Source organism: Nostoc sp. (genome assembly GCF_036917755.1).
Taxonomy (GTDB): Bacteria; Cyanobacteriota; Cyanobacteriia; order Cyanobacteriales; family Nostocaceae; genus Nostoc.
Map to the genome: position 1 here is coordinate 31,295 of NZ_JBALFC010000021.1, position 20,446 is coordinate 51,740.

Sequence of the window (20,446 nt, forward strand, 5' to 3'; positions counted from 1 at the left end):
CGATTTCACTGAGACAACCGCCAAATCTTAATAGTGCTGTCCTCACTACCACTGACAAGGGTTTTGCTATCAGGACTGAAGGTGACAGATGTCACGGTGTTAGTATGTCCCGTTAATGTGAGAATTTCTTCTCCTGTGGCTGGATTCCAGAGTTTGATGGTGCGATCGCGGCTACCACTAGCAATAATTTTACCATCGGCACTAAAGGCTATGGATGTAATAGTGTTGCCATGTCCCGCCAGTGTGCGAATTTCTTTTCCGGTAACTAGATTCCAAAGCTTGATGGTGCGTAGGCGTTGCCCGTCGTAGACATCGCGGCTAGCACTGGCTAAAGTTTTACCATCTGGACTAATAGCTACGGCTGTTACTGTTTGAGAATTTCCCTCTAGTGTACGGATTGAGTATCCCTTTGTCAGATTCCAGATTTTGATCGTCTTGTCAAAACTGCCACTGGCAAGAATCATCGCATCGGGGCTGATGGCTACCGATCGCACCCAGAATGTATGCCCTAGCAGTGTCCGAATTTGCTCTCCTGTTGCTAAATCCCAGATTTTGATCGTGTTGTCATCACTGCCACTAACCAGAGTCTCGCTATCAGCACTGATGGCGAGGGCATGAACTGAGTCAGAATGCCCTGACAAAGTGCGAATTAGCTTTCGCGTTGCCAGATTCCAGATTTTGATCGTCTTGTCATCACTACCACTAACCAAAGTTTTCCCATCTGGGCTGATCGCCACAACATTCACCTGCTGCGAATGCCCCTTGAGTAAAGAGATTTGTTTTCCGGTTGCGAGATTCCAAAGTTTGATTGTGCGATCGCCGCCACTGCTGGCAATGGTTTTCCCATCGGGGCTGATGGCGACAGATAAAACTGAGCTTTCGTGTCCTTGGAGGGTGTTAACTAAGGAAACCTCGCCCAAAGTAATCTTTGGTGGTTCACCTAAAAGCGCCTGATCTTTGCCAAAGCTATTATGCTGACTCAGCCTAGAGAACAAACTCCTCTGAATCTGGCGAAAATGTTTATACCAAGATTCTCCAAAGCCGAACAACAGAATCAAAGCACTTATTAAGATTAAAATTCTCAGTAAGGGATAACTTTTTGGTAAATCTGGGGCTTTAGTTGGTGGTATTTTCCCAGACGATTTACCAGCTGGTGGCAGTGCCAGGAGTTGCTTTGGAATCAAGTCTCTGAGAACTTCATCGGCTGACTGGTAACGTTCTTGGATGTCTTTTTTCAAAAGCTTGTCGATCACAAAATCCAACTCAGGAGTTAATGGACTCCGCAAATATTCCCGCCAATTACTCACCCAGGCGTACCCAGATTCCATCCATAACTGAAAGGGGGAATTTCCCGTTAGCAGATGAAAACAGGTAGCGCCCAAACCGAATAAGTCACTGGCGGGGAAAGCTTTACCATCTCTAATTTGTTCTAGGGGGGAATAGCCATGTGAACCAATGGATGTGCCAGATTTATGCTGAACTTTGGCGGTGAATTGCTTTGAGGAACCAAAATCAATCAAGCTTAATCGCCCATCACTTTTATGACGGATAATATTTTCTGGCTTGATATCCCGATGAATGACTTTGCGATCGTGGATAAATTTCAGGATGGGTAGTAAATCTAGCAAAATAGATTGAATTTCCCTAGCGTTATACCCCTTGCGCTGTTGCAACTCCTTTAACAAATTTTCTCCATTGATATACTGCTGCACCAAATACAAGCAGCCCTCTTGCTCAAAGTAAGCTAGCAAAGTCGGAATTTGGGGATGTTCCCCAAGGTCTTGTAGTCGCTGCGCTTCTTCAGCAAACAACTCCATCGCCTTTTTTTGCGACCAAGTTCCTTGGAATTTTGGAGCTAATTGCTTGATAACACAGCGTTCATTGAGTTTATCTACATCTTCTGATAGATAGGTTCTGCCAAATCCCCCCTCATCTGAAAGGACTCGGATGACACGGAAGCGATTTCTTAAAAGTGACACCAATGGGGTGTTACAACTTTGGCAAAACTTCTTTCCATTGGGATTCAGGGGATTTGAGCAATCGGGATTTAAGCAGCAGATCATGATCTGACAGGCGCGACTGCATGACAACTTCGGCTAAGTTTGCCCCGAACTTTCCCTGAAAAAAAAATTAGCTCTCGCTTACTTGTGGTAGAAAACCCTGTTCTGGGGATTGGGGAATTACTTAATATTAGTTAGCGTTTGTAAATAGTAGTCAGTCTTCCTCATCTGTGGAAAACTACGAGAGCCATAGGATTAATTATTCTATCGATTATATAATAATCTGAATAGAAATTTTTTTTGATGTGCCAGCCCTAGTAATTTTGCTTGTATATTGGCCAGCAACAAGTGACTAAGTATTAAAGATAAACCCTTTGAAATCAACCATTACTGACTAGAAAATGTAGTCAAAATGCTTACTAAATTTGTTTTTTATATTTTCAATCTTCCATGATTAATTGTTAATTTGATACTTTAGCTCAATCAGCGAGCTAGTTTATTTTACCCTTGCTTTCCATTTCCGAATAGCACTAGCAGTTCTGGCAGCAGGTGACATATATACGTCAGGCTTTTCGTGAAGATTTTCGTGTTGTGTAATACTTTTATTATTTAATTTTTCGGTAGATTTTTGGGTAGTTAGACAGTCAGCCAAAGTAGGCACATAGCTTTGATTACCTAAAGCTTTCATTACTTCATCGGTAGTCTTAAACCGATCATTTAATCCAACTTTCACCATTTTTCCTAAAATCTGGGCGAAACTGTAGCTAATATTTACCTCTTTTTGCCAGCATATCTCACCAGTATTCGCGTCATACTCAAAGTCTAAAGGACTTTTCGCAGTCAACATATAAATACAAGTTACACCCAGTGCATAAATATCACTGGCATAAACTGGACGTAGAGAAAACTGTTCTGGTGGTGCAAATCCCCTAGTTCCAATAAAATTGGTGTTTGCAGCTTGATTGATTGAGTTTTCACAAACGTCAACTAATTGCTCTTTCACCGCCCCAAAATCAATCAGCACTACCCGTGCGTCATACTCACACCGTAATAAATTCTGGGGCTTAATATCCCGATGAATCACATGATGTTTATGAATATACTGTAATACAGGTAATAATTCCTGTAAAAATTGTTTAACTGAGGCTTCACTTTTGATCCCAGTTTGCCGCACTTCTCGTGCCAAAGTCAAACCCGGCACGTATTCTTGAATTAAAAAAAACTCCCCATTCGATTGAAAGTAGTCTAAGAGCATGGGAATTTGCGAATGACTACCGAGTTGACCCAAGGTTCTTGCTTCTTTTTCAAAGCGCATACACGCCCTTTGCCAACTTTGAGGATTAGTCACTTTCGGACAAAGCTGTTTAATTACACACAGGGGATTCCCAGGTAATACGGCATTTTTGGCTAAAAACGTGATCCCAAAGCCACCTCGACCCAAAATTTGCAATATTTCATAGCGATCGCGAAATAGTTGCTTGGAACCACACATCTGGCCAAGTTGAGTTTGCGGTGAAATGCTCTCTTGAAAATTTGTAATTTTGTGATAAAAGCGATGCATTAGTATAAGATATATGCTCTGCAATGCTTCTAATTCTACGACAAATATTCATTGGCAACAGTAAGATTACTGAATCTTTGCCAAATCATTAAAATCTTTCAAAAAGTAAAAATAAATTTATTTATGTAGAATTTACGCATTGACAATAAAGATTAAATATGATTTTAAAAATCTTCAAACCTCGTTTCCAGCCAGAGGCTGGAAATGCTCTTCAATTGCGGCTCTGCCGCCAATAAGGAAGGCGGAGCCTCAACGACGGGCATTCCCAGTCTGAGACTGGGAACGAGATAACCGCCCTTTTAACGTTAAGTTGACTAGCTATTTTGTGAAATGGTATAACACCAACGGTATTGAGTTCTAAGGCACCTCAATGGGAATCAAAGCATTTTCTGGCAAGTAGTTGGAAAAACGCCCTTCATCCGCAAGCACCAAAATCAGGCGCAGGGGATAATCTGGCGGAACTTGCAAGTCTGCCCACGGTACTGCCAACTCTAAACAATTATTTAAAGCTACTTGAGCGCGACTGAAACGGGGCTGCCATTGATGATTGTCTCCAGCTTCCCGAAACTGAATCGATTGCGTCAGTAAGTTAACTTCTAAAAGATGGTGAAAAAGGTAATTAAGTGGCGCTGCATCTGGTACATCTGCCAAGGGAACTGGACTGTTGACCATTGTTTTTTCTGGATAGAACCACAGCAAATTCAACTCTGCTGGCAAATCTCGCCCTGGTGCAACGCCACTTTTAAAGTCCAGCCGCAAATAGAAATTCAGGTGATCCACCCCATACCAAAGTCGCTGGATGACGCTGCTATTGTGCATTGTCCCCCGCGCCCCGCCGATTTCTATGCGTCCAGCTTTGTCCCAATCTTGTTCATCACCCCTACCGTCGATGACGGGATGAATAAACCCTTGTGGGGCGTGGTTTGCCTGTGCTTGGTGGTTTTCCACTGGTTGCTTGAGATAGGGCGGTACAGGTTCATTTAATGCCTTGTAAATGCCAAACAAGTGTTCTCGAAACAATCGATCAAAGATGGCATCTTGATTTGAAGAGTGTCCTGCACCAAACCACCAGAACCAGTCGGAACCCTCTGCGGCATACAATGCTTCCCAGGCTTCTGGGTTGTTTTCTTCCGTCGCTTCGGGATGACTTGCGAGCATAACCCTTGCTGCTGTCAAGTAATCCCAAGCACGATTTTTAGCGCGATCGCCGATCCAAGTGGTGAAGTTGCCATCCACCCAAGAACCACTATGTAGTTGCTCTCCGGGAATGGTGGCTGTGGCGGGAAATTCTTCCAGAAATTCAGAAACTGTGACAAGTTTGAGGTGGGGTTCGTCGCTCAAGCTTTGATACAAAGCTTCTAGGAAGGGTTTGCCGTCTTGGGGATAAAATTCCCAGCAATTCTCCCCATCCAAGGCGATGGTAACTAGCCAAGGCTGTTCACTTTGACTATCTCTTTGCATTTTAGCGATCGCTTGCAAATGTCCCACTAAATCTGCTGCGGCTTGTTTTGCTGGCATCGCACTGTAGGTAAAGCCAATCAAATCTGATAATCTGTGGTCACGAAACACAATTGACAAATCACCCTCGGCGGTTTGCAGGCGATAGGGTTGGTACAGCAGTTCTGGTTGCTCCACATTCCCCGCCCCATCCCGATGAAAAAAGTGTTTCAGCGTCCACCCTAAGACGGCTTCATCTGAGCATATCCACTTAAATCCTTGGTTAATAATATATGGTAGTACCGCCGGACTTACTGACTGTTCCGAAGGCCACAAACCACGAGGTATCTGTCCAAAGCGGTCTTTATAAAAGTTCCAAGCTTTCCGCAAGTGGCGGGGGATATCTTCTGCCCACTGAAATCGCTGCTCAGGTAGTGTCATATTTGGCACAGCTACCCGACCGGAGTTGGTATCAGCTAGCAAGGGTAAAATTGGGTGAGTGTAGGGTGTAGTAGTAACTTCTAACTGCCCCGCCTCCTGCATTTTCCGATGTTGGGGGATAATGCGGCTGAGAATTTCTCGCTGTTTAGAATAAATGCGCTGGCGATCGCTTAAAGTAAAATTCCGACCCTGTTTTAACCAAGCAGCAATTTCCAGGTCATCCCAAAACAACGGATCAATCCAAGCCAAATTGTGCCAAGCTAGCAAATCACTATAATCTGGCAATTCCCAATTTGCCAAACACCAAGCTTGCCCTTTTTCCTGTCTTTGCTGGTACAAATTGGCATAGCGGGGATGAGGGTCAATCAGGGTGTGGTGATTGGCATCGAAAAAGTGTTGGATAATGAATTCGCGCTGTTGCTGGGTGAGTTGTTCATCTGGTGTCAAGCTGGCGGTGAGATAAGGGTCAAAAGCAGTCCCAGCAATATAATCTTCGAGTTGCAATATCAGCGATGGTACTAAATTCACCGTTTGGTGTAACTTAGGATACCGCTCTAAGAGCAATACCAAATCCAAATAATCTTTAGTCCCATGCAAACGTACCCAAGGTAGACGGTACTGCTGACTCGGAGATAGCGAAACGCCGCTGCCAGGAGATTTGTACAGAGGCTGATGTTGATGCCAGATAAAAGCAATGTAGAGAGGATGGGACATAGGAATAGTTAGGAGTTAAAAATAAGGAGTTAGGAGTTGATTCAAAACTCATAACTCCTAACTCCTAACTCCTAACTTTTACACCACTTGCTCAATTTCTGCAATTTCGGGAATCATTTCCTTGAGGCGGCGCTCAATACCCATTCTCAGGGTCATTGCAGAACTGGGACAAGAACCGCAAGCACCTTGCAACCGTAGTTTCACAACAGGCCCATCAAGTTCTACAAGTTCCACATTGCCGCCATCAGACATGAGATAAGGGCGCATTTCATCTAAGACTGTTTCAACGTTATCAATTGTGAGTTCCATAGTTTTAGACCTGCTAAGTTAATGATGGGCATTGGGAATGGGGCATTGGGCATGGGGCATTGGGCATTGAATAATAATCATCCTTGTACCGTATACGCCGTTACTCAGTGAAGTACTCCAACCTGCAACGCTTACGGTTGGAGCTTCGCGTCTCATTCGCCGTCGCCACGTTAGGAACAATCATTGCTGAATGTCCGGAACCAAATCCGGTGATGGTCTGACACAGCGTTTCTCGGTTTTCACCGTTTATCCTCTCAAGAAGGAACCCGCGCAGCCGCCCGTCTTCCACGGGCAGATATTGATTTGTGTTCCCGGGGTTCGCCATGATTATCTAAGAATCAGCGGGCAATCCCATTTCCCCTTTCTCACGCTAGTTACTTATGGTTTGCGTACTACCGCTAATTTGACCTGTTGTTTGCAGCCGTGTGGGTGGTTAAATCGATCCTAAATCTAATTGCCGCTAGATTGTCAAGTGTCAGTTTTTAATGACTTTTGACTAAACCACTGCTGGTTTTAGCAACTTGATATCAGATTAGCTAAAACATTGTTTTTGCGTGAGCCTCCTACTTTACTCTAGCCTTTAGGTTCTGCTTTGCAGTCCGACGGAAGGCAGGGTTTAATCTTCCTAAGTACACCTTTGCGTCAAAAGGAGTCAAAAATCTATTTTTCGTAGATTGAGTAGAGCCGAGCAAAAGCCAACATTTAGACGTTTGTTGGGTTTTGTTCTTCAACCCAATCTATAATTATACAATTTTGTCGGTTATATTAGGGACGGAATTATTCCCAATTTCCAATTTAGTTATTAAATAATAATTTAATTGCTCAAAAAATTTAAATTTAAAAACTCAAAACCCAGTATTGCCAAGTATCCTAACTCCTAACTCCTAACTCATCACTGTTTGTTGAGTCGCTATCACTAGATGAAACCATAACTGGTTGTTGATATAGTGGCACTGTAAATGTGACTGTTGAGCCAAGTCCTTCGCCCAGACTATAAAAATGTACCTCACCGCCCATTGCCTCCACTAGCTTCTGGGATATAGCCAGTCCTAAACCTGTACCGCCATAGTGACGAGTGCGGGAGCCATCCACCTGAGAGAATAATTGAAACAGTTTATCTTGTTTGTCCAAAGAAACACCGATGCCAGTATCCGCAACACGTACTCTCACCATGCCAGGAAATTCCTGACCTTGAAAGTTCGGCTTCGCTTTTTTGAGTACTAAATCAGCGCTGACGGTGATACCACCTTCATGGGTAAATTTGATGGCATTACCTACCAAATTGAGCATAACTTGTAGCAACCGTTGGTAGTTGCTTTGGACAATAATTTCATCGGAGATAGCAGGCATTTGCATCCGAAAGCTGAGGTTTCTCATTTCTGCTTGGGGACGCATGAAATTTTCTACAGCACTGAATAGCTCATCTAGCTTGACTGGAGCGTAAACTAGCTCCATTTTGCCAGCTTCGATTTTGGCAATGTCCAAAATATCGTTGATGATATTCAGCAGATGTATCGATAAGTGGTGAGCTTCTGCCAAAAATTGGTTTTGTTCTTCTGGGTCATCTGCCATCCCTTCTAAAATTAGCTTCAAGAAGCCTATCATGCCATTGAGGGGGGTACGAATTTCATGGGATACATTAGCCAGAAATTCGCTCTTCAGGCGGGAAGCTTCTTCGGCTTTTTGACGTGCTGCTTCTAATTCTTTATATAAAGTAGCATGTGCGATCGCAGTTCCCAATTGATCTGCTGCTTCTTTTGCCAGTTCTAATTCCGATTCTGTTAATGTGTAGCATTCATCCTGCCAATTCAAGGCAACCAATCCATTCGCCTGGTCTTGATAGCAAGTCGCAATCACCAAAGTTTTCTGCCGTCCAGACTCTGTGTATCCAGCCACTTCCATCACAACTGGTTCTAGGGTTGCCAAGACCTGAGCAAAGGCAGGCTCAGAAGCTATATCTATTTCTAAGCCAAGCATTGATTTGAGTTCTGGCTGGCGATACTCAGCCTTCACCTCCACTTTTGAGCTAGAGGGCTGATAAGGACAAATAATGCAGCGATGTAGGCGCAGTGCTTTCCCCAAACTGTCAACTGTTTGCTGCCAAATAATATCTAAATCCAATGTCCGCCGAATATTTCTGGTAATCCGATTTATCAGTTTTTGGTGTTGCTGTGAACGTATTGCCAACTCTATTTGTGTGGGCGTTTTTGATGCCACACCCACTTGTTTTTTGTTGAGTGTCGCTTGCACTAACCGTCCCATCACTAAAACTGTAGTGGCAGCCGTTCCCAAACTCGGCATAATCGGACTAATCACTAAGTCCAACTCAAATAATTCCTGGTGGTAGCTAAACCAACACTGAAACCTTTCTGGCACCAAACTGATCAAAATTCGGTGCAATCGTTCCAAATAAGTAACCTTATCCACCGGGGCAAAAGTTTGGGTCTGGTTAAGTTCGTCAACTATCTTTTCGGCATTTAACCCCAGGAGTTCGCTGTGCTGCCAACAAAAAGTTAGATAGCGCCCTGCCCCATCTTGCGTATATACCAACTCGGCTCCTAGAGTTGGTAATGAGCCATCAGTTTTACTGGTAATAGATTCCAGATTTTGGGAAAATACATTCGGCAATTGGGAATTGGCAGTAATAGTCATTAATTGAGTTGGATAGACAAAAGGTATCCGACCGTAATTTTCTTAAAGCTGCTCAAATTTTTGCATAAATTTTTACAGCTTTTTCGTTTTTTATTGAGTATTTCTTGGTATTTTGAAATCCAGATTGGCAAACTTCACTTTTTTTAAGTTGTATTGACAGTTGACTGATGGCATCAATCGTTCCATTCACCGCGAGGAGGAACGGGGGTACGCACAGGGGTACGCGTCAATTCATCATCTCTGAGGATTTCACCCCGCAACCACTGGCGAATCGCCACCTCAATCACTTTACTTGGGTCATTGGTGAGATGCTGAATTTGCTCTAGTAACTTGGAGTCTAGGCGGACAGCAATTTCTACCTTTTCGGCTCGTGTGTTTTCCGCTTCGGCAGTTTTCTCTTGCATATTCATAGGTTTATATACTCTGAATTGGTTTTGTCTAAAGCTTTGTGAAGTAGTTATATTGATCATTTGGGCTAATTCACTGAAAAACCTTCAAGGGCACAATTACATAGTTCCCCGAAATAGCACTAAAGTAACAGCCTTAAGTTTCAAATCGCATTTTTCATATAACTGACTAAACAATGGCTCTAGAAGTTTTGTCGATAAATCGGCGATTATGGGTAATTACGAGTCGCAATTGCCCCTGATCCCTACATGATCCCTACATGTACTTATTTACATTCATTGTACGCTCCTAGCTGTTGAATACTAGCAGCGACAAATAGACTTTCATAATATTCTTAAAAGTCCACCTATTTAGATCCAAAGCTAAAGATGGGGTGAAGAGGGGCATTGGGCATTGGGCATGAGGCATTGGGCATTGGGCATGAGGCATGGGGCATTGGGCATGGGGCATGGGGCATGGGGCATGGGGCATTGGGCATGGGGCATTGGGAAGAATTTATTCACTATTCTTTACTCCCTCATCTCCCCCATCTCCCTCATCTCCCTCATCTCCCCACTCCCCACTAAAAGCTAGGAGCGTCTTGGCTAAGAAAGCATTAAAATACATTAAGTAAATTGCTCTTTTAACTTTGGTTGCTGCTAAGGCAAAGATAGTATATGACTGACGTTCCCGCAGTTCGCATTCGCAATTTTTGTATTATTGCTCACATCGACCACGGGAAATCAACCCTCGCCGATCGCTTGCTGCAAGCTACTGGCACTGTTGCAGACCGGCAGATGAAGGAACAGTTTCTCGATAATATGGATCTGGAACGGGAGCGCGGCATTACAATTAAGCTGCAAGCTGCCCGGATGAACTACACAGCTAAGGATGGTCAGCAGTATGTGCTGAACCTAATTGATACTCCAGGACATGTGGATTTCTCTTATGAAGTCTCCCGCTCTCTTGTTGCTTGTGAAGGAGCGTTGTTAGTAGTGGATGCGTCCCAAGGTGTGGAGGCGCAAACTTTAGCAAATGTATATTTAGCGTTAGAGAGTAACCTGGAAATTATCCCGGTTTTGAATAAAATCGATTTGCCAGGGGCAGAACCAGAACGGGTAATTGGCGAAATTGAAGAAATTATCGGTCTAGATTGCAGTGGGGCGATTTTGGCCTCTGCCAAAGAAGGAATTGGTATTGCTGAGATTTTAGAAGCAGTTGTCGAGCGGATACCGCCACCGCCCAATACGATAAATGAACGTTTACGAGCGTTAATATTTGATAGCTATTACGACAGTTACCGGGGAGTAATTGTGTATTTCCGGGTGATGGATGGCACCGTGAGAAAAGGCGATCGCATCCATTTAATGGCATCTGGTAAAGAATTTGAAATTGATGAGTTAGGCGTCCTTTCTCCCACTCAAAAGCAAGTTGAAGAACTGCACGCTGGGGAAGTAGGCTATTTGGGAGCGGCAATTAGAGCTGTAGCCGATGCACGGGTGGGAGATACAATTACCCTAAGTAAGGCGAAAGCAGAGTCACCCTTACCAGGTTATGCAGAAGCGAAGCCAATGGTTTATTGTGGGATGTTCCCCATTGATGCTGACCAATTTGAAGACTTGCGGGAAGCCCTGGAAAAGCTCGAACTCAACGATGCAGCGCTGCACTACGAACCAGAAACTTCGAGCGCGATGGGGTTTGGTTTCCGTTGCGGGTTCTTGGGTTTGCTGCACATGGAAATTGTCCAGGAACGTCTAGAGCGAGAATATAACCTAGATTTAATCATTACAGCCCCCTCGGTGGTTTATAAGGTGATTACCCTGAAAGGTGAGGAACTGTACATCGATAATCCCAGCCGCTTACCTTCTCCCAACGAGCGCGAAAAAATTGAAGAACCCTACGTCCAAGTAGAGATGATTACGCCGGAAACCTATGTGGGCAGCTTGATGGAGTTGTCACAAAATCGCCGTGGTATCTTTAAGGATATGAAATATCTCGCCCAAGGACGAACTACACTTACGTATGAGCTACCTTTGGCGGAGGTTGTGACTGACTTTTTTGATCAGATGAAGTCGCGATCGCGCGGTTATGCCAGCATGGAATATCACCTGATTGGCTACCGTGAAAATCCTCTGGTGAAGCTGGATATCATGATTAACGGCGATCCGGTGGATTCCTTGGCGATGATTGTGCATCGAGATAAAGCTTACAACGTCGGGCGGGCAATGGCAGAAAAACTCAAGGAACTAATTCCTCGCCATCAATTTAAAGTGCCAATTCAAGCATCTATTGGCAGTAAAGTTATCGCCAGCGAACACATTCCCGCCTTGCGGAAAGATGTGCTAGCCAAGTGCTACGGTGGTGACATCAGCCGCAAGAAGAAACTTTTGCAGAAGCAAGCAAAAGGTAAAAAGCGGATGAAATCTGTTGGTACTGTGGACGTACCCCAGGAAGCGTTTATGGCAGTACTGCGCTTGGATCAAAGCTAATATTAACTAAGTTTAGGAGTTTAAGTCCCCTGCTATCAATTGCCAGAACGTTTTGGGTCGGGGTCTGTCTTGAGAAATCGCTCCACTTGGGCAAAGCCCAAGACCGCGTTTCTCGCTAAATCCCCGTCACAAAACTTACTTGCGACTTGCGACTTGTTTTAATCCTCAGAGACAATTGACTGCTTGCGGCTACATGTAAACCTGAAAAAAGATAAAAACCTAACCGCCCAGCCTAGTCTGGGCGGTTAGGTTTTTGATGACTGATAAATGAATTCACTGCTTTAAAAAACCGTGTGGACAAGGGGTTTTTTGCTTTTTCCCCTTGCCCCCTTCGGTCAAAGGAGCCACGAAAACAATATAATTCACCCCTACTTACAGATCAGAAAAACAGCAGTTATTATGACTCAATACTGATTATCGTAAAAAAGCTTGTATATTAGCACAGGAAACAACGTATCAGAATCCTAACAGAGGAATAAAATATGCTGGAATTATTGGGTTCAGGTTTGGTGTCGCTCTGGCTGGAAATGGCCGGGGTACAAATCAAGCCACTAGATGCCTTAGATGCATTGACTTGGCAAAGTAGCCCTGGTTTGGTTCTTGCCCCTGATCCCAATCCAGCTGGGGCGACTACGGTGCAGGAATATCTGAAAAAGCTGATCACATCAAAAGTGGTGGCGCCAAATCTAGCCCAGAGTCAGGGAATTTGGATGCAGTCAGGGCCGATGCTGATGGCAAATCACCAAGGTACAACACCTCTGCCGGCTGCCTCCTTAACCAAAATTGCCACGACATTAGTTGCTTTGAAAACTTGGGGGCCAGATTACCAATTTGATACTTTGGTCAGCGTCACTGGGCCAGTGGTAAATGGAGTTGTGCAGGGCGATTTGGTAATTACAGGCCGTGGCGATCCTTTGTTTGTTTGGGAAGAAGCGATCGCTCTTGGTAATACTCTGAATAAAATGGGCATCAAGCAGGTAAAGGGAAATTTGCTCATTACTGGCAGTTTTGCCATGAATTTCCAACGTCAGCCGATGCTAGCGGGTCTAATGCTCAAGCAAACACTAAATCGGGCAACTTGGGGCCGCCCCGCTATTTACACGTACTCAATTATGCCCAAGGGAACACCTAAGCCTCAAGTTCTGATTGCAGGTGGGGTGAAAGTTGAGGCACAACCAAATTCTCAACAAACTTTGTTACTGCGTCATCGTTCGTTGCCCTTGAAACAACTAATTAAGGAGATGAACGTTTACAGTAACAATGATATGGCAGAGATGCTGGCAGACTCAGTAGGGGGAGCAAATGTGGTGCAGTCAACCGCCGCCAACCTTGCGAGGGTGCCACAACAGGAAATTCAGTTAATCAATGGTTCTGGACTGGGGCCTCAAAATCGCATTTCCCCCAGGGCTATCTGTGCCATGTTGATGGCTATTCAAATTGAGGCATCTAGCCATCAACTGAATCTAGCTGACTTGTTCCTCATGTCTGGATTTGATCACCGGGGCACACTGCACTCCAGACACATTCCCCTGGCGACTGTGATCAAAACTGGCACTCTCCGAGATGTGAGCGCTTTGGCGGGAGTGATGCCCACACGCGATCGCGGTTTAGTGTGGTTTGCGATTATCAACCGTGGCACAAATGTCGGGGGTTTGCGGACTGGACAAGACCAACTATTGCAAAGTGTTATCAAACAATTACAAGTATCTCCAACCGTTCCTGCTGCCATCACTCCCCACTCAGTGATCAACTCTTTACCCCAGCTAGGCGCAACTAGTCGGAATGAAATCTTGTTCAAAAGTTAGTTTATCTTGGTAAAAATAACTATATATAGATTTGTCACGACTAAGCAACAATTAGGCTTATAAGAATGTTGGCTGTGATTATGCGATTTCCCAAAATATACCGATCTCTACGTCAACTTACTACTCATGTTTTAGCGATCGCGCTCGGAGTTGTGCTAATGGTTAGTACATTGCAGGTGTTGCCCTCCCAAGCCGAACCAGCAGCCAGAGTAACTGCTTTTGATACCTTTGATACTTCAAAACTAACTGTCCAACGGCAATCACCAGCCACTGCTGCGATCGGTAGCACTAGCTTTGTCACAGCAGCAGTGAATCGCGTCGGCACAGCAGTTGTCCGCATTGATACTGAGCGGACAATTACTCGTCGCGTTGATCCATTTTCGGAAGACCCCTTTTTCCGTCGGTTTTTTGGTGACGGTTTCTCCCAACAGATGCCTTCTGAGCAGCAGTTGCGCGGTTTAGGTTCAGGTTTCATTATTGACAAGAGCGGGTTAGTTCTGACTAATGCTCATGTGGTCGATAAGGCTGATAAAGTAACAGTCCGACTCAAAGATGGCCGCACCTTTGAAGGAAAAGTTAAAGGCATTGATGAAGTCACAGATTTGGCAGTAGTCAAGATTGAGGCTGGTAACGATTTGCCAGTCGCGCCTTTGGGTTCTTCCACTAATGTCCAAGTAGGAGACTGGGCGATCGCAGTTGGTAATCCTTTAGGATTTGATAACACCGTTACCTTGGGAATTGTCAGTACTCTCAAACGTTCTAGCGCCCAAGTCGGCATAAGTGACAAACGTTTGGATTTTATACAAACCGACGCCGCGATTAACCCTGGTAACTCTGGCGGGCCACTATTAAATGGCCAAGGTGAAGTGATTGGCATTAACACAGCCATTCGTCCTGATGCGATGGGTATTGGGTTTGCGATTCCCATTGATAAAGCCAAAGCGATCGCCGCGCAACTGCAACGTGATGGTAAAGTTGCTCACCCGTATCTAGGCGTGCAAATGCTAACTTTGACACCCGAACTTGCCAAGGAAAATAACACCGATCCCAACTCTCCGATTCAGATACCAGAAATTAATGGTGTTTTTGTGATGCGAGTTGTCCCCAATTCTCCAGCTGCATCTGCGGGTATCCGGCGCGGGGATGTAATTCTGCAAGTTGATGGTAAAGTTATTACCACTGCTGAACAATTGCAGAACTTTGTAGAAGACAGTCGTCTTGGTCAAGTATTACAGGTGAAAGTGCAACGAGGTAATCAAACACAGCAGCTTTCAATACGCACAGCTGAGTTGCAAAATGCTTCGTAGCACACATTTGTTATTGGTGTCAACTTAAGAATATTAGACAGTCTAGAAAAGCTTTCTCTCGTTCCCAGCCTCTGGCTGGGAATGCGCCCTGTGAGGCTCCGCCTCGTTTACTAGCGGCAGCAGCCCAATGAGGTAGATTTCCCGATTCTACCTTCTTTTCCACCCAAATATGTAATTTAAAAAATTTATTATCGCTGAACTCTTTTCTAGAGTCTGTTTATGTTTCGATGTCTCCATACCTTTGATGAACCTCATTCAGAGTACTTAAACAGCTTGAGCTTAAGCCCAGATGGAATTCTTCTGGTAGGCTGTTTTCACAATCTTGTCAAGGTTTGGGATTTAACGACTGGGAATAGCAACCATTCATTTGGACTGCATGGAGATCGGTATGGTCACTTTAATACTTTGGTAAATCCAGACTGGAAAACCATCATCAGTGATGATAGCTATGGCAATCTCCGAACCTATGACTTTTGGACAGGAGAGGAACTCATCTCTTTTCAAGGAGATTCCAGTGCTTTAGCATTTACTCCCGATGGAAAAGTATTATTTTCAGCCACATGCAAAGCTCCTTATGGTACGAATGCCACGATTGAGATTAATGTTATTGAATCCTCAACGGGACAATTACTCCGCACCTTGCTATTTGCAAATGCATATCTTCCAATTCGCTGTTTACTACCCAGCCCAGATGGTAGTATTTTGGTAGCTCAAGCATTTGATCTCCTAACTCAAGTTTGGGATTGGCAAAATGGGCAAGTTCTCAGCACATTTAATGCCCTACCTTCAAATTCTTCCCTCCATTCCCCCAATTGTATTTGTAGGCATTGGCTTGATGCAGTTGCAACTCGCCCAAATGGTCAAATCATTGCTGGTGTGGCACAAAGGGACAAACCTAGTGAAGAAACGACCGTTGCCATTTGGGATATACAAACTACGGAATTCCTTTATACACTTGGCATCAGCCAGCGCGAACCTGATTCGGATATGCCTCATAGTGCTATGACACCTGATGGTTCACTGCTTGCCGTTGGCAATATTAACGAAATTGAAGTTTGGGATCTAGAGAATAGGCAGCAGCTTTGTGTACTGTATGGGCATAAGTCTAGGATTGACAATCTCACAATTAGCCTAGATGGGAAAACCATTGTCAGCTATGCGTTTAATGACAGCATCAAAGTTTGGCATAGTAATGAGAGTTGCCGTAATCGTTAGGTTATCAAAGGGTGCGATCGCTCCAGGAATACTGCTCGCTGGTTCCGCTTAGTCATATCACGACACAGTTAATAAACTTCATCATGCGTCCCGATGTCGAGCAGAACAATGGCTTCACTATTCGTTTCTGCATCCAGTTCAATTGAGAAGACAACACGACAATCATAGCCGCAAGAGCAGGACTGAAGACCGTCGAGTTTGCCACTCAGTTTGTGGGTGCCCAAGGCTGGGGCAAATACGTCTGCTTCCATTTCTTGAAGCGTGTCTTCAATGCGTTGCTGGAGTTCAGCATTTCGCTTCACAAACTTACGGAATGCTCGTTTGAATTTTGGGGTCAAAACTAGCAGTCTCATTTCTCCGGTTCGTTTAAAGACTGGCGTAATGCTGAAATAACATCTTGGGCTGACTGATGCCGAAATTTACCTGTATGAAAATCAGCTAGGGTTTGTTGAGCATCCGCCGCTATTTCTGCACGACGATTTTCGTGGTGGCGGTTTTGGAGAATCTTGATCAGCATTTCTTGCTGTTCGGAGGAAAGTTGCAAAGCGTCTTTCAGCACTTGTTCTAGAGTACTCATGATCGAATTAGACTATCAACTGCTCTTAGAAACTTGATCGTGTCTAAATCACTTACCAACAGCTAATACTAGACCTTCATGGGCTAGTATGGCTTGAGGAAAAGCAGATTTAACATCGACTTGAACCTGGTCGAGAAAATCATCATGGTCATCTGGGTGATGATGAGAAATGGCTAGCCGTTGGACACTAGCATTCAGAGCCGCATTCACCGCAGCTTGCCAGAGTAAATCAGCAGAGTCATGATTGTGAGATGTCGGGGGAGTGTAAGTGGCATTGGCAATCAGCAAGTCAACGCCTTTAATAAACTGTAAAATCCGCTCTCGCTCCACTTGATCTGCATTCTGGTGCAAATCGGTGACATAAGCAACACTATACTCTTGCCAAGTAACTCGGTAGCCAACTGAACGCTGAGTTTGATTGATTAATGCAGTTGTAATGGTGACATCATCTAGCTTTACCTCACTGTCTGGAGTCAGATTGTAAAACTGCAATTCCGACTGCATTACCTGTAAAGGGTAAGGAAAGTGTGGCTGGAGCATCTGGTCATACAGACATTGTTTGATTGAGGCTCCATTTGAGGCAGCTGTGCCGTAAATGTGAAAACAATTTTCCCCAATAAATGCCGGAGCAAAAAAGGGAAACCCTTGAATCCGATTTGCTTGGCAGTTGGTAAAAAATAAATGGGCTTCTAGTGGCTCTTGTACTTGTTGCCAAGTTTTACCCAGTATGCGTAAGCCAGTACCGCCATCAAAAATCAAGCGTTTCCCAGCTACATGCATTTCTACACAAGCGGTATTACCACCATAATGATTGGTGTTGCTAGTTGGAGTGGGAATCAAACCTCTTACACCCCAGAATTGCACGATAAATTCACTTGCTGGACTACTTGGCATGGTAGCTGACTTTTCTCTTATGTAGCTCTGGGAACCCGACAACTCAAAATTTGACATTTTCTTTGAAATTAGACCTTACTGAGGAGGTCATCGTAGCGCCGCACTTCCAACAGCCTGTTTTTTTCGTCCACAATGACTACCGTAGGAGAGTAACTTTTTAACTCTTCTGGAGTTAACTGCCCGTAAGTCATTATAATCAAGCGATCGCCAATAATGCCCAGACGTGCCGCACCCCCATTTAATTCAATGACTCCTGAATAGGCTGGAGCCGGGATCGCATAGGTAATAAAGCGCTGACCGTTGGCACTATTAACTACTTGCACCTGCTCATAGGGTAAGATACCAGCTTTTTCCAAAAGGATTTCATCAATGCTGATACTACCCACGTAGTTGATATTCGCCCCTGTGAGGGTGCAGTTATGAATTTTTGCCAAAAGGATAGTACGCTGCATTCTGGTTTGGGATTAGTGGCAGTTTTTGCGATCCGTAACAAGCGAAAGTTATTAGAGTGAAAAGTGAGGAGTGAGGAGTTAGGAATAAAAATTCATAACTCTTAACTCCTAATTCTTAACTCTTAACTCTTCTATTATCCTCTATAAGCTTTGACGGATTTTTCTACTAAAGCTGCAACCTTGTCCACATCTTGCCAACCGAGAATTTCAGTCACCTTTTTTTCCAAATTTTTATAACTACGGAAAAATTCGGCAATTTCATCTAAGCGGTGTGGGGCTATGTCTTTCAGGGATTTTACTTGAGTGTAGCGCGGATCTTTGTCAGGAACACAAAGGATTTTCTCATCGCGATCGCCACCGTCAATCATCTCCAAAAAGCCAATCGGTCGTGCGGCAATCACACAACCTGGAAAGGTTGGCTCGTCAATGATCACCATACCATCTAGGGGATCGCCATCATCAGCCAAAGTATTGGGTACAAACCCGTAGTCATAGGGATATTGTACCGAAGAATAAAGTACTCGGTCTAGAGCAAAAGCTTCTAGTTCCTTGTCGTATTCGTATTTATTTTTACTTCCACCAGTAATTTCAATCAGAACGTTGATTAGACCCGGTTTCGGTTGGGCAGGAATACGAGATAAGTCCACAAAAAAACTCCTCCGCTAACAGTGAATCATCAGGGAACTCAACTTCGCTCCCCGTGTAGAATTTTAGGGCAATATGGATCTCTTCCCAAGGTATTTATTCCAGGGCATGGGGCATTGGGCATTGGGCATTGGTTATTTCTCCCTCATCTCCCTCATCTCCCTTGAATTAGCCAAAAAATGGAAAAAGCGTTGCGAGGAAACTTCGCAACGCTTTATTCAAGAGGGTATTTAGAGATATCCTCCGCCCTTGATTGCTGGGGGAGGAATTTCTGCCCCTATTCTGTCAATACAACTGAAACCTGGAGTCACATAATACAGATTCAGCTTCTTGCTGATTAAACTAAAGCCAAATTTACAGAGATTGTCTCAAAATCTGTTTTCTCCTTTTTTCTAGCTCTCCTGCTGGTGAAATGCTACTGGGAAGCTTTATCAATCTTTACTTCCTTGTAGGTTTTGAATCAGGGGTTGCTGGTTGTTTTCAACATTAGTTGAAGAATAGTGGGCGATGACAAATACGGGTAGGGTGAGAGTTAACAGAGCGATCGCAGTTCCCACAATGTCTGCCAAACGTTGGGAATATGTGTCGGCAGAATTGGCAGACTGGCTATTTGAATTCATACAAAATTGAAGTTATTCGTAATACTGTGCAGGTCTACTCTCTCAGTGAGAGTCTTGATGCTATTTTAGCTATTTTTCAATTGTAAAATGTGTAGCATTGTACAAGCTCAACCAGTTTTACAACTGTCATGATAGCGTTTTAATACATGAAATTCTTAATACCAAATTACAAGTCAACAAATCATGTTTTATTTTGTGATTAATATTTTCAGATGTTTCCCTGTATGGTGTAACGGTTCGCATACGCAAAGCCAACTTTAACAGCATCATAAATTACATTTTTTCGCTACTTAAAGATTAATTAGCAAAATGTATTTGTCCGATACTTTATGATTATATCATTCTGCAACGCCTTTGATAAGGTCATTTTACTGAAATTGCTAATTTGTGATACAGAATACAAAACCGCAAAAGCACTGAATATCTATCGGTGCTTTCGATTGTTGTATAGTAGATATACACAAAAATATTTGACACCAAAGAAGAAACTAGTAGGAATGATTTTTGTAACCACTCTAACTACCGAATAAATACAGATACCTCAACTGTGTGGTGCAGCATGAATTCAGTGATACCACTAAACAAATATTTCCGAATTTCAATTTTCAAATCTATGTAATATCACAGCAATTTTGTCAATCTATATATAGGTAGAGTAAAAATGCTTTGTCAGGTGGTACAGACGAGTAACGGATTCTCGCCAGATTTCGTTTGTGTCTTTCTCTCTGTTTGTATGAAACCACTCTGCCTCTCCTTGATTAAGGATAGGACTTACGCACGAGTTACGGAATAACGAACCGCAGAGGCGCAGAGGACACGGAGAAATCAGAGTTTGAGAGATATTTTGCGTAAGTCCTAAAGGAGATGGGTTGGGGCTAAAAAAACCGCCACTAACTATAGTAGGGCGGTCTGGTTAAGCAATCGGAGGGTAATTACAGATT

General features: G+C 43.9%; 18 protein-coding genes. 4 read left to right on the top strand and 14 right to left on the bottom strand.

What is annotated here, in order from left to right:
- Positions 1–5 precede the first annotated feature (5 nt).
- The 8 genes from V7L05_RS07450 to V7L05_RS07485 all read right to left on the bottom strand — a co-directional run bounded on the left by V7L05_RS07450 (position 6) and on the right by V7L05_RS07485 (position 10,025).
- Positions 6–2,063, bottom strand: a complete 2,058-nt coding sequence (locus V7L05_RS07450) for a serine/threonine-protein kinase (RefSeq protein ID WP_335163257.1) — start codon at positions 2,061–2,063, stop codon at positions 6–8.
- Between the two features lie 433 nt (positions 2,064–2,496).
- Positions 2,497–3,561: a serine/threonine-protein kinase gene (locus V7L05_RS07455; protein ID WP_335163259.1), complete on the bottom strand. Its 1,065-nt coding sequence runs from the start codon at positions 3,559–3,561 to the stop codon at positions 2,497–2,499.
- A gap of 357 nt (positions 3,562–3,918) precedes the next feature.
- Positions 3,919–6,153, bottom strand: a complete 2,235-nt coding sequence (locus tag V7L05_RS07460; RefSeq protein WP_335163261.1) for a glycoside hydrolase — start codon at positions 6,151–6,153, stop codon at positions 3,919–3,921.
- A 78-nt stretch (positions 6,154–6,231) separates the two neighbouring features.
- On the bottom strand, positions 6,232–6,462 hold the full coding sequence (locus V7L05_RS07465; protein ID WP_012408256.1) for a NifU family protein: 231 nt from the start codon (positions 6,460–6,462) through the stop codon (positions 6,232–6,234).
- An 18-nt stretch (positions 6,463–6,480) separates the two neighbouring features.
- Entirely contained in the window at positions 6,481–6,618 is a 138-nt protein-coding gene (locus tag V7L05_RS07470; RefSeq protein ID WP_335163263.1) for a hypothetical protein, read from the bottom strand.
- A gap of 714 nt (positions 6,619–7,332) precedes the next feature.
- A complete protein-coding gene (locus V7L05_RS07475) occupies positions 7,333–9,114 on the bottom strand; it encodes a sensor histidine kinase (protein ID WP_335163265.1) in 1,782 nt (593 codons plus the stop codon).
- Positions 9,115–9,287: 173 nt separating this feature from the next.
- Positions 9,288–9,524: a hypothetical protein gene (locus V7L05_RS07480; protein WP_335163267.1), complete on the bottom strand. Its 237-nt coding sequence runs from the start codon at positions 9,522–9,524 to the stop codon at positions 9,288–9,290.
- A 360-nt stretch (positions 9,525–9,884) separates the two neighbouring features.
- Positions 9,885–10,025 carry a hypothetical protein gene (locus V7L05_RS07485; RefSeq protein WP_335163269.1) on the bottom strand — a complete coding sequence of 47 codons (141 nt, stop codon included), beginning with the start codon at positions 10,023–10,025 and terminating at the stop codon, positions 9,885–9,887.
- A gap of 153 nt (positions 10,026–10,178) precedes the next feature.
- Between V7L05_RS07485 and lepA the strand changes: the two genes are divergently transcribed.
- The 4 genes from lepA to V7L05_RS07505 all read left to right on the top strand — a co-directional run bounded on the left by lepA (position 10,179) and on the right by V7L05_RS07505 (position 16,317).
- Positions 10,179–11,990, top strand: a complete 1,812-nt coding sequence (lepA, locus tag V7L05_RS07490) for a translation elongation factor 4 (protein ID WP_335163271.1) — start codon at positions 10,179–10,181, stop codon at positions 11,988–11,990.
- A gap of 482 nt (positions 11,991–12,472) precedes the next feature.
- Entirely contained in the window at positions 12,473–13,795 is a 1,323-nt protein-coding gene (locus tag V7L05_RS07495; RefSeq protein ID WP_335163272.1) for a D-alanyl-D-alanine carboxypeptidase, read from the top strand.
- Between the two features lie 80 nt (positions 13,796–13,875).
- Positions 13,876–15,102 carry an HhoA/HhoB/HtrA family serine endopeptidase gene (locus tag V7L05_RS07500; RefSeq protein WP_335163274.1) on the top strand — a complete coding sequence of 409 codons (1,227 nt, stop codon included), beginning with the start codon at positions 13,876–13,878 and terminating at the stop codon, positions 15,100–15,102.
- A gap of 219 nt (positions 15,103–15,321) precedes the next feature.
- Positions 15,322–16,317, top strand: coding sequence for a WD40 repeat domain-containing protein (locus tag V7L05_RS07505; protein WP_335163276.1), 996 nt, complete (start codon positions 15,322–15,324; stop codon positions 16,315–16,317).
- Between the two features lie 68 nt (positions 16,318–16,385).
- Here the strand turns inward: V7L05_RS07505 and V7L05_RS07510 are convergent, their stop codons facing one another.
- The 6 genes from V7L05_RS07510 to V7L05_RS07535 form a co-directional block, all read right to left on the bottom strand.
- A complete protein-coding gene (locus tag V7L05_RS07510) occupies positions 16,386–16,670 on the bottom strand; it encodes a type II toxin-antitoxin system RelE/ParE family toxin (protein WP_335163278.1) in 285 nt (94 codons plus the stop codon).
- Positions 16,667–16,894: a hypothetical protein gene (locus V7L05_RS07515; protein WP_335163280.1), complete on the bottom strand. Its 228-nt coding sequence runs from the start codon at positions 16,892–16,894 to the stop codon at positions 16,667–16,669. Before V7L05_RS07515 ends, V7L05_RS07510 begins: the two co-directional genes overlap by 4 nt.
- Positions 16,895–16,942: 48 nt before the next feature.
- Positions 16,943–17,845, bottom strand: coding sequence for an MBL fold metallo-hydrolase (locus tag V7L05_RS07520; protein ID WP_335163282.1), 903 nt, complete (start codon positions 17,843–17,845; stop codon positions 16,943–16,945).
- Between the two features lie 11 nt (positions 17,846–17,856).
- On the bottom strand, positions 17,857–18,240 hold the full coding sequence (gene panD / locus V7L05_RS07525) for an aspartate 1-decarboxylase (protein ID WP_335163284.1): 384 nt from the start codon (positions 18,238–18,240) through the stop codon (positions 17,857–17,859).
- Between the two features lie 134 nt (positions 18,241–18,374).
- On the bottom strand, positions 18,375–18,887 hold the full coding sequence (locus tag V7L05_RS07530) for an inorganic diphosphatase (RefSeq protein WP_335163286.1): 513 nt from the start codon (positions 18,885–18,887) through the stop codon (positions 18,375–18,377).
- 429 nt (positions 18,888–19,316) lie between these two features.
- Entirely contained in the window at positions 19,317–19,505 is a 189-nt protein-coding gene (locus tag V7L05_RS07535) for a hypothetical protein (protein WP_334944383.1), read from the bottom strand.
- Between the last annotated feature and the right edge of the window lie 941 nt (positions 19,506–20,446).